At 44.9% G+C, this 11,262-nt stretch carries 7 protein-coding genes; 4 read left to right on the forward strand and 3 right to left on the reverse strand.

Annotated elements, in window-relative coordinates:
- Positions 1-254: 254 nt before the first annotated feature.
- The 3 genes from dnaE to K2P83_RS07500 all read right to left on the reverse strand — a co-directional run bounded on the left by dnaE (position 255) and on the right by K2P83_RS07500 (position 6,772).
- The gene (gene dnaE / locus K2P83_RS07490; RefSeq protein WP_292927837.1) at positions 255-3,776 is read right to left on the reverse strand and encodes a DNA polymerase III subunit alpha; all 3,522 of its coding nucleotides are present in this window, start codon (positions 3,774-3,776) and stop codon (positions 255-257) included.
- A 91-nt stretch (positions 3,777-3,867) separates the two neighbouring features.
- A complete protein-coding gene (locus K2P83_RS07495; protein WP_292927847.1) occupies positions 3,868-4,887 on the reverse strand; it encodes a hydrolase in 1,020 nt (339 codons plus the stop codon).
- A 151-nt stretch (positions 4,888-5,038) separates the two neighbouring features.
- The gene (locus K2P83_RS07500) at positions 5,039-6,772 is read right to left on the reverse strand and encodes a PAS domain-containing methyl-accepting chemotaxis protein (protein ID WP_292927839.1); all 1,734 of its coding nucleotides are present in this window, start codon (positions 6,770-6,772) and stop codon (positions 5,039-5,041) included.
- A gap of 395 nt (positions 6,773-7,167) precedes the next feature.
- Between K2P83_RS07500 and K2P83_RS07505 the strand changes: the two genes are divergently transcribed.
- The 4 genes from K2P83_RS07505 to K2P83_RS07520 all read left to right on the forward strand — a co-directional run.
- On the forward strand, positions 7,168-8,808 hold the full coding sequence (locus tag K2P83_RS07505; RefSeq protein ID WP_292927841.1) for an ATP-binding protein: 1,641 nt from the start codon (positions 7,168-7,170) through the stop codon (positions 8,806-8,808).
- A 9-nt stretch (positions 8,809-8,817) separates the two neighbouring features.
- The gene (locus K2P83_RS07510; RefSeq protein WP_292927843.1) at positions 8,818-9,264 is read left to right on the forward strand and encodes a response regulator; all 447 of its coding nucleotides are present in this window, start codon (positions 8,818-8,820) and stop codon (positions 9,262-9,264) included.
- Positions 9,265-9,270: 6 nt separating this feature from the next.
- Positions 9,271-10,728 (forward strand): response regulator, encoded by a 1,458-nt coding sequence (locus K2P83_RS07515; RefSeq protein ID WP_292927845.1) that lies wholly within the window; start codon positions 9,271-9,273, stop codon positions 10,726-10,728.
- Positions 10,721-11,262, forward strand: a 542-nt coding sequence (locus K2P83_RS07520) for a response regulator transcription factor (RefSeq protein WP_292927846.1), incomplete at its 3' end; no start/stop codon positions are given. The genes K2P83_RS07515 and K2P83_RS07520, both read left to right, overlap by 8 nt.

Raw genomic sequence — 11,262 nt, forward strand, 5'->3', positions numbered from 1 at the left:
CAGCTCAATTTATTTGAAAAGCGCGATTTGATGGCTTTATTGCGAGGTGACCCGCATAACCTGTATCACCCCTCTCATATTCAGATGTCTCTACTTTGAAAGTTAATGGGACAGTAGTGCTTTTGGATGGAAAAAAGGGCATGCCCAGAGAAATCCCGTTTGCGCGTGCTTTTGCCAAGTCATCTCAAACCGGAATTCCTACTTGGCAGCGCATATCTGGTCGCTTCAATCAAATATGCTTGATTCTTAATGACTCAGTACACAATTTCAATATTCTCAGTTTTGAATTGCGCGATTAACGATTGCAGCAAGTCATCATGCAGATTAACCCGCCAGTCATTCCCCAACTCAAGCTCGCCACTGGCAAAATTATTGTGATAGATGACAGCGACCGGGCAAACTGGGTGATTATGGTTGCCGGATAATCCGGGTTTCTGCGTTTGATTGGAGAAGGGTGCCAGCAGCGTTTTGAGGCGGGAAACTTGGCTGAGTGTCGTGGGATCGCAGTGAATTCTGATTTGCTTGGCAAAGCGGGAACGTATTCCGGCGAAATCATAGAGCTGCTCGGCGGTAATTCTCAGTTCGTCGCCTTCTTCGCCATTGTATCCGCGGTTACTGACTTTCGCTTCCGCGATCAGAAGTTGATCTTCTTTTAACCAGGAGCGATTCGCATCGAACAATTCGCTGAAAATGACCAATTCAACACGCGCTTTGCCATCGTCCAGATTGATGACGCCCATTCGGCCGCGGCGCGTCATTTGAACGCGGATGGAATGAATGATTCCGGCGAGCAGTTGTGGATCGCGGCTTGGATTCAACCGATCCAGCCGGGTGCGGATGAATCGTTTGAGTTCTGCGTCGTAGGTATCAAATGGATGTCCGCTAAAATAATAACCCAGGCCGATTTTTTCATGGCGTAGTTTTTCCCGGCCAGACCATGATTCCGCATGAACCAGTTGTGGTTGCATATGGGATTGATCGCCTACTTCACCGAATAAATTGGCCTGACTGGAAGACCGGCTCACTTGTTCAGCAGATTCGATTGCCAGACCGACAGAAGCCAGCAAGCTGGCACGGTTTGGATTGATGGCGTCAAACGCGCCCACGCGGATCAGTGATTCCATCACGCGTCGATTGGCGATACGCCGGTCGACACGGTTACAGAAATCGAATAAATCAGTAAACGGCCCGGTTTGTTCGCGCACCGCAATGATCGAACTGATCGCAGATTCCCCGGTACCTTTCACCGCGCCGAGACCGAAGCGGATGGTTTTGTCGTCCGCCGGGATAAAACGGTAGCCGGAACGATTGATGTCCGGCGGCAGTATCGTCAATCCATTGGCGATGGTGTCTTCAACAAAAATATGCACTTTGTCGGTGTCATCCATGTCAGCGGACAAACACGCCGCCATAAATTCCGCCGGGTAGTGCGCCTTCAAATAAGCGGTTTGGAAGGCGATCAGTGCATAGGCAGCGGCATGGGATTTGTTAAAACCGTAACCAGCGAATTTTTCCATCAAGCCGAACAGTTCGGTGGCTTTATCTTTGCTTAAGCCATTGTTGACCGCGCCATTCACGAAAATATCGCGTTGTTGCGCCATTTCCTCAACTTTTTTCTTGCCCATCGCGCGGCGCAATAGATCGGCGCTGCCGAGGCTGTAGCCGCCGATCACTTGCGCAATCTGCATGACCTGTTCTTGATAAATCATGATCCCATACGTTGGTCCTAGAATCGATTCCAGACGAGGATCGAGATACTCAATCGTTTTTTTGCCATGTTTGCGGTCAATAAATTCCGGAATCAGATCCATCGGGCCGGGGCGGTACAACGCGACCAATGCGATGATATCCTCAAAACAATCCGGTTTTGCTTTTTGCAGTAAATCAATCATGCCGCGCGATTCAAACTGAAAGATACCGACTGCGTTGCCTTTTCGCATTAATGCGTAGGTGCGCTCATCCTCAAGCGGTAATGTCTCCAGTGAAAAAGGCCGGGCAACGGAGGCAATTTCTGTAGAAGATTGCGCGTTTTTATGCGATTGACGGATATAGCCGACAGCGCGATCCAGTGTGGTTAGCGTGCGTAATCCCAGAAAGTCGAATTTGACCAAACCAACTTTCTCGACATCATCCTTATCCAACTGGCTGACGACCGAATCACCGGATTCCGTACAGTAGATCGGACAAAAATCCGTGATTTCTCCGGAAGCGATCAAGACACCACCGGCATGCATGCCGACATTGCGCGTGATGCCTTCCAGGCTTTCCGCCAGTTCGAGCAAATTGCGCACATCTTCTTCCTCCGCGGCGCGTTGATTGAGTTGCGGCTCGATCTGGCGCGCTTTTTTTAACGTCATGCCGATCTCAAAGGGTACCAGTTTGGCGAGCTGATCGACAAAGTTATACGGCAAATCCAGAACCCGGCCGATATCGCGAATCACCGCTTTGGCTGCCATCGTGCCAAACGTGACAATTTGGGAAACTTTTTCCATGCCGTAGCGCTGCTTGACGTACTCAATGACCAATTCGCGCCGGTCCTGGCAGAAATCAATGTCAAAATCGGGCATGGAGACGCGTTCCGGATTCAAAAAGCGTTCAAACAGCAGGTCGTAGCGCAATGGATCGAGATCGGTGATTCCCAATGAATACGCTACTAATGATCCAGCCCCGGAACCACGCCCGGGACCGACTGGCACATCGTTGTGTTTAGCCCAGTTGATGAAGTCGGCAACGATCAGGAAATATCCGGCGAACCCCATCTGAATAATGGTGTTGACTTCAAACTCAAGGCGCGATTGATATTTGAGCATTTTGTCATTGCGCACGGTTTCATCAGGAAACAGGCTGGACATCCGCTGTATTAGACCGGCTGCAGCCTGATCGCGTAGATATTGTTCCAGACTCTCATTATTGGGTGTGGGAAACAACGGCAGCCGGTTTATACCCAGTTCCAATACCAGATTGCAGCGCTTGGCAATTTCAATCGAATTCACTAAAGCGCTGGGAATATCGGCAAACAGTTGGGCTATTTCGGTCTGTGTTTTGAAATATTGCTGTTCTGTAAAATTTCTCGGGCGGCGTTTGTCATCCAAGGTATGGCCTTCTGCGATACAAACTCGCGCTTCATGCGCCCGGTAATCTTCTGCGTTCAGAAATTGTACTGCCTGCGTGGCAACAACAGGCAGATTGAATTTTTTGGCCAATACCAACGATTGCTGGACTAGCATGACTTCATTGGCGTGACCATCCCGCTGGATTTCAATATAAAATCGATCAGGAAAAAAATTCGCCCATTTTTGCGTCAGAATTTCCGCTTGTTGCAAATTATTTTGCAAAATGGACAATCCGATGTCGCCAAAGCGAGCGCCTGATAACGCGATCAATCCTTGCGTACCCGATTCATTCGAATGCAACCACGATTCCTTGATCTCGGCTCTGCCATGATACTGGTTTTCCCGATAGGCGCGGGATAACAGACGGGATAACAGTAAGTAACCGGCGCGCGATTGGCAGAGCAGTAAAAGCCGGACTGGCTTGTTACGATCGGATTCATTGGTGATGAAGACATCACAGCCGAGAATTGGTTTGATGCCATTTTTATAAGTGCTTTGGTAAAATTTGACCAGGCCGAAGAAATTCGAGAGGTCAGTCAATGCCAATGCGGGCATCTGGTCGGCCACTGCTTTGGCAACCACCTCGGGAATACGGATCGTGCTATCCAGAATGGAGTATTCGCTGTGTAATCGCAAATGGATAAAAGCGGGATTGGTTGGCATGAAGTTACAATTCGAGTCTGAGGTGACACGGAAATTTATACAATCGAGCGCTATTCTACATTATGTTGAAATCAGCAGAACTTTTTAAAATTTAGGGTCGTTCGTGCTCAGTCTGCTGGCATTGGTAGTGAAAGAAACTGAGTATCTTTTGTGGCAGCCAATTTAACTTTCCTGGGTATGGACCTTGCATGAATCCGACGTGGCCGCCATGCTCCGGAAATTCCAAAGTGACAGTGGGGGATACCGCTTGTTGATCCGGTAATGCAGATGCTGGCATGAAAGGATCATTTCGCGCATTAATCAATAAAGTGGGTACTTTGATATGTCTGAGCCATTGATTGCTGCTTGACTGCCGCCAATAGTCATCGGTATCGCGAAAACCATGCAAGGGTGCCGTAACCAGATTGTCAAAATCATAAATTGATGCGCATTTTTTGAGCGCTTGGGCATCAAATAAGCCGGGAAACTGTTCCAGTTTTTCAAACGCTTTGGTTTTGAGTGTCGTTAGAAAATGACGGGTATACACTTGATTGAACCCGATATCCAGAGCTGAACCGGCAGCCGCCAGATCAAGCGGAACGGATACTGCTGCAACGCCTGCCACGAGCTCTTTTGCTTGTCCCCCTTTTTCACCCAGCCATTTCAATAGCGCATTGCCACCCAACGAAACGCCCATCACATAAATCGGTTGCGCCACGTTTTCTGCTCGCATTTGATTGCTAATACGCCGCAGCATCCAATCGATTTCAGTGGAATCGCCGGCGTGATAGGCGCGAGACAAGCGGTTGGGTATCCCGGAGCATCCACGGAAATGAATAACAACGCTACGCCAGTGGTAGGTTCTCAGGCTATTAATCATACTTAAAATATAGTGACTGGATGAGTCGCCTTCGAGCCCATGGAAGAATATTACTAAAGGCGAATCGGCAGATCCGTCTGCCCAATCCACATCGATGAAATCACCATCATCAAGTTCCCAGCGTTCGCGCCGGTACATGAACAGTTGCGCAGGCTTATTGAAATAAGGATAAAGTGTTTGTATATTACCGCCGGGTAGCCAGGATGGTGCTGTATAACGTTCTGTGTATAAAGGAATGGTGCTTTCAGACATAGTTGCTGTTTTCACTGAGACATCCGGGTTATTCTTAGTATTCAATTTCGGGCACTAGTTTACCTTGCATAGATTCTAATATAAAAATGGCCAGCTTTTTTGCTGGCCATTTTAATTGAGATGAAGATGCCTCAGAGAATGGTTAAGATTCCTAGAATTTACTCCATTGATCACTGTGATCACCGACAGCAATTTTACTTCTTTTATTTAAATGACTGTTGCTATTGTGAAGGTTGTTACTTTCCGTTGATCCGGTTCTTTTGTCAGCCAGTTGAGCCACGGCAGCTTGCCGTTTTGCCGTATTGTGTGCCACATTGAATATGGAAATGGCGCCGACTAACTCATGTGCTTGCTGTTCCAGCGAGGCGGCGGCAGCGGCTGCCTGCTCTACCAATGCTGCATTTTGTTGTGTGACTTCATCCATTTGAGTTACTGCTTGATTGACCTGTTCGATACCAGTGCTTTGTTCCTTGGAGGCTGAAGTGATGTCTGACATGATTTCAGTCACATGTTTAATGGACCCGACGATTTCGTCCATTGTTTTACCTGCCCGATTAACTAATGCGGTCCCTTCATCAACCTTTTGTACAGAATCATCAATCAGAGTTTTAATTTCCTTGGCTGCTGTGGCGCTGCGTTGCGCTAGGTTACGAACTTCTGTTGCTACGACCGCAAATCCTCGGCCTTGCTCACCAGCGCGCGCCGCTTCTACGGCCGCATTGAGCGCCAGGATATTTGTTTGGAAGGCGATGCCATCAATGACATTAATGATGTCCGCGATCTTCTTTGAGCTTTCACTGATTGCCGACATCGTGGTAACAACTTCTTTCATCATGATTCCGCCTTTGGCGGTAATGTCGCTGGCTGTCAAGGCGAGTTGACTGGCACTCACGGAGTTATCCGTGTTCTGACGCACGGCTGAGGTTAATTCTTCCATGCTTGAGGCTGTTTCTTCTAGCGAAGAGGCTTGTTCCTCTGTGCGTTGTGATAAATCCAGATTGCCGGAAGCAATTTCACCGGTTGCCTGACGAACGGATAAGGCATTTTTTTGCACATCAAGTACTGTCGCTCTCAGGTTGATTCCCGTCTGAATGAGTGCTTTTAATAATTCACCAAATTCATCACTGCGGTTAATGGAAAATTGATGCGTTAAATCTCCGGCAGCCAGTTTGTTTGCAATGTCAGTTGCTTGTGCGAGTGGAGACAGTGTATTTCGTATCATACTAAAAGCAAGATAGAACATCACAGCTACGCCGGTTACAGTTATTCCGGCAATCATGCTGCTCAGTGATGCGGGAATCTGATTTTGTGCAAGACCCCACCAGCCAATACCGCCGGCAGACAATAAGAATAAAGCGGGAATGGCCATAAAAAGAGCAATTCGTTTACTCATGGTCATTTTAAAAAGCGCAGAAAGTTTCCCAACCAGATCGGTACGCATCACCTGACCTTTCTCGATCTTCAGGTTAGGTGCTTTACCATCCAGGATCTTTCGATAAATCGGCGCAGCCTGCTCAATTGCTGTGCGAGGTGCTTTGGTGCGAACTGATAAATAACCGGTAATTTTCCCATTTTCCAGTAAGGGGGTTGCATTGGCATTGATCCAGTAGAAATCGCCATTCTTACGGCGATTCTTAACCAATCCTGTCCAGGGTAAACCCTGTTTCAATGTGTTCCATAAATCCTCAAATGCTTCAGGAGGCATATCCGGATGACGCACAATATTATGCGCTTTGCCGATTAGTTCATCTTCGGAGAAGCCGCTGACTTCAATAAAGGTTGGGTTAATATAAGTGATTCTTCCCTTCGTATCGGTGGTTGATACGATTAACGTATCGTCGTTAATGGGATATTCTGTATTGGTAACCGGATGATTAACTCTCATCTTCTATCCTTTCATAATTTATCAAAATTGAAGCTGAGTTCTACGGCAGCCGATTAATGATTGCTTTGTCAGTAACTTCCTATTTAGGAATAGGAAATACTACATTCAGTCATAAGAAATTATGAGCATAAATTGCAGGAACTATATTGTCGCAATTGTGCCGGATAGTTTTCTGTGTAAATTTCCAGTCAATATCAGCCCGGAATGGGCAGTACTCAAAAAATCAAATGGAAAAACAATCAGAATATTCCTATGGTTTTTAATATTTCAGATGGATATGATGGGAGTTACAATTTTTTTTTGTCATAGTGAACATCAGAACAGAGCTAGGTGATTATCAATGAAGGCATCCATGAGAAACAGGCGTATTACCGTGATTCTCGGTTAAAAGCGATATGAGCTTACAAAAAGAAGCCGGCTGGAATAAGAAATTTACCCCCGATAAGTTTTTGGATTCGGCACAAAATTCATTAAGTGATTCTCGCGGAAAGTCGAATCCAAGCAACATAGCGCACAAAACGCAGTTCATTTCCAACGCGGTGCTTGATAGAGGCAATCTTTCAAGTATGAATGAGAGTGAAGCGCACGAGAAATTGAATAAAATCGCATGGCTATATGAAATTTCCCGTGACATGCTGACTATTCGTTCTATTGATGATTTGTGTCAAAAAATTATTGAACAGATGGGATTAGCATGGCGCTGTTCGGGTGATGTTTTTCCTCTCATCGAAATAGATAATCAATGCTTTACATCCAATGAATTTGTGCATGCTTTAGAATATCAATTTTCGGTCCAAATCCTTGTTAAGGAAGAGATTCGCGGACAAGTCTGTATTTTTTATGAAGATAGCAATCGAGTAAGATGGTCGCCAGATGAAGATTCTGTGTTTTTGCAAAATATAGCCAATGATCTCGGTCTATGGCTGGAACAAAAGCAGCTTGTTGATGGACAAACAGCTTCGTTGAGTGAAATCAGAATGATTGAAAGGGCGTTTGATGAGCATGCCATTTTAGCAATAACCAACAAACAGGGAAAAATAAAGTATGTTAATCAAAAGTTTTGCTCTGTTTCCCAATACTCAAGCGAAGAATTAATCGGGCAAGATCATCGGATTATTAACTCCGGTTATCATTCTAAAGAATTTATACGTAACTTATGGACTACCCTTGCGAAGGGTGAAACCTGGAAGGGGGAAATCAAGAATCGCGCTAAAGATGGTACTTATTACTGGGTTGATACCACAATTGTTCCATGTCTCGATCATGCCGGTTCTCCGTATCAATTCGTTGCAATACGCACCGAGGTGACGGAATACAAGCGATTGGAACAAAAAATGGAGGAGCAAGTCGCTGAATTAGCGCGTTCTAACGATGAGATTGAGCAATTTGCGTATGTTGTTACGCACGACTTGCAGGAACCATTGCGTACGATTAGCAGCTTTGTACAGCTACTGAAGAAATACGCTAACAATCAATTGGATGAGCGTGCAAATGACATGATCTCGCACGTAGTGGCCGGTACAAGTCGCATGCAGATACTGATTGATGATCTGTTAACTTATGCACAAGTCAATGCGAATCAAACCCTGAAAGAAGTGGATTGTGAATGTTTGCTCAGCAATGTTCTGGCTGATTTGTCGGTCACGAGTAGCGAATGTAACGCGATAATCACTCGTGATAAGCTTCCCGTAGTTAGCGGTATTCCTTTCCAGCTTATTCAGTTATTTACTAATTTAATCAATAATGCATTTAAATTTCAAAGAGAGCAGCCACCACGAATTCATGTGGGTGTAGAAGAAAGTCCAGATCAATGGGTTTTTTCGGTGAGTGATAACGGAATTGGTATAGAGGCGCAATATTTAGAGCGGATTTTCCGGGTATTTCAACGGCTGCATAGTCGTAGAGAATATGCAGGTGCAGGCATCGGTTTAGCAATTTGTAAGAAAGTTGTCGAACATCACGGGGGGAGCATTTGGGTCAAATCAGAACCCAATGTAGGTTCCTCATTTTATTTTTCAATTCCAAAAATTAATTAAGTATTTGCAATGCGCTATAAAAATAATACTTATCCCAGCGTAATTCTGATGATAGATGATAACCCTACAGATGTTTTGTTGATTAAAGAGGCTTTTGCATTCTGTGAAGCGAATAGCGAAATCTATGCAGCAGAAGATGGTGTGTATGCATTAGAGTTTCTAAAGCGACAAGGACAGAATCTTCACGCGCCTCGTCCAGATCTCATCTTGCTGGATTTAAATATGCCGAGAAAAAATGGACTCGAGGTTTTAGCTGAATTGAAAGCAGACCCTGAATTCACTAGCATCCCTGTCATTGTCTACACCTCTTCTGTGACTAAGGAAGATATCAAAGCTGCCTATAATAGTCATGCGAATGGTTATATTAGAAAATCGGTGGATTTTGATGAATGTATAAAAACAGCAAGATCAATTAAAGATTTCTGGTTTTCTACTGCAATATTATATGAACCATAATCTGTCATGATCCCGAACAAGATTCATATTTTATTAATTGAAGATAATGAAACTGACGCAATACTTGTGCAAAGTGACTTACAACAAGCGATGGGTGATCAGATTTCTGTGGTTCATACGGAACGATTAGATTCTGCGCTGCAATTAATTCAACAGCAGTCATTTGATCTCATCTTGTCGGATCTTACGCTACCCGATAGCGATGGAATTACAACGATTAATCGATTGCGTGAAAGCGCTGCCGATATACCTATCGCAGTGTTATCTTTCAGGGATGATGAAAAACTTGCAATCAAAGCGATTAAAGCCGGTGCGCAGGATTATCTCGTTAAGGGGAGTCTGACTGAGGGTGTTCTGGCACGGGTTATTCGCTATTCAATCGAAAGAAAGCGCATCGAAGAAAGTAACCGGAAAGCACAAAAACGGTTTCAGACCATCTTTGAAAAAGCACCGCTGGGCATTGCGTTGGTTAATTTGTCAACGGGAAAATATTACGATGTAAATCCGAAGTATGCATTCATAGCCGGAAGGTGTGTGGATGAGCTTATTGGTGTCAATCAGTCGGATATTCTTCATCCGGATGATGTATTCTCCTACCTGAGTGATATCGAGAAATTCATCAATGATCAGTCGTATGATTGCAAGCTAGCCAAAAGAGTCTTGCGCCCGGATATGTCCATTATCTGGATTGAAATCTCTATCGTGCCATTTGAGATCATGGGTAATGGGGAAGTATGCCATTTATGCATGATTGAAGACATTACGGAAAGTAAGCGGATGATCGAGAGTCTCCGCCAATTAACGACACATTTGCAGGATGTCAGGGAAGAGGAAAGAACCCGGATTGGCCGAGAAATACATGATGTTCTAGGTGGAACCTTAACTGTTCTGAAAATGGATTTGGATTGGCTCTCAAAGAAAATAAGTGCGGATCCAATGCATGAACGGATCAGATCGCTTTATCAGCTAACAGGCGAAGCCATCGAAACAGCACGAAGGGTTTCAATAAATTTGCGTCCCAATGTACTGGACAATTTAGGATTGTACGGTGCGATCGAATGGCAAATACGCGAATTTGAGCAACGCACCAATATTAGATGCGAATTAGAATCAACGATATCAAATTTATCTTTGAGTAATAAGCACTTTGAAACCAGTATTTTTAGAGTGATTCAGGAAGTGTTTATTAACATAGTCCGGCACTCACAAGCTACCCGGGTCGATATTGAGCTCTCTGAAGATGAGGATGACATTTTGATTACCATCAAAGATAATGGTGTCGGGATCACCGAATCACAAATGCTGAATCCTGAGTCTTTCGGAATAATCGGCATGAATGAGCGGACACAGCAAATCGGCGGTAAACTGGAGATATCCGGGGTGCCTTCTCAGGGTAGTGTTGTCACACTCAAGATACCGCTTACCATAGCAACAACAAATGTTGGGGAATTAATCAATGATTAAAGTTCTGATTGCAGATGATCATGCTTTATTTCGTGACGGACTTAAACGAATTATCAATGAAACAGACGATATCGATGTGGTTGCGGAAGCCATTGATGGGAAGGATATTTTAAAGAAGGCGAAGGAGTGCGATTGGGATATTGCGCTGTTGGATATTAATTTGCCCGATATCAATGGGCTGGACATTCTGAAAAGAATGTTATCAGCGAATGCTGCTTCATGTGTTCTGGTTTTAAGCATGTACCCGGAAGATGAATATGCGATTCGGGCAATTCGTTCTGGAGCATCTGGGTATTTGACGAAAGACAGTCCAACCGATCAGCTGATTAGTGTGATTCGCCGGCTCGCTGAGGGCGGAAAGTATGTCAATCCTGAGCTGGCAGAGAAGCTCTTCTTTAATCCTATTCCAGATGCTGAGAAACTGGCTCACACAACATTCTCAGACCGGGAGTTCTATGTTTTTAGACTTATAGTTGGCGGGGAATCTTTAACATCCATCGCCAATAAGTTGTCACTCAGTGTTAAAACAGTCAG

This window comes from Nitrosomonas sp. (assembly GCF_019752415.1).
Classification (GTDB): Bacteria; Pseudomonadota; Gammaproteobacteria; order Burkholderiales; family Nitrosomonadaceae; genus Nitrosomonas.

Bases quoted from the DNA above. Each gene is read 5' to 3' on its own strand.
- dnaE (WP_292927837.1), bottom strand. From the start codon at position 3,776: ATGCCAACCAATCCCGCTTTTATCCATTTGCGATTACACAGCGAATAC.
- K2P83_RS07495 (WP_292927847.1), bottom strand. From the start codon at position 4,887: ATGTCTGAAAGCACCATTCCTTTATACACAGAACGTTATACAGCACCA.
- K2P83_RS07500 (WP_292927839.1), bottom strand. From the start codon at position 6,772: ATGAGAGTTAATCATCCGGTTACCAATACAGAATATCCCATTAACGAC.
- K2P83_RS07505 (WP_292927841.1), top strand. From the start codon at position 7,168: ATGAGCTTACAAAAAGAAGCCGGCTGGAATAAGAAATTTACCCCCGAT.
- K2P83_RS07510 (WP_292927843.1), top strand. From the start codon at position 8,818: ATGCGCTATAAAAATAATACTTATCCCAGCGTAATTCTGATGATAGAT.
- K2P83_RS07515 (WP_292927845.1), top strand. From the start codon at position 9,271: ATGATCCCGAACAAGATTCATATTTTATTAATTGAAGATAATGAAACT.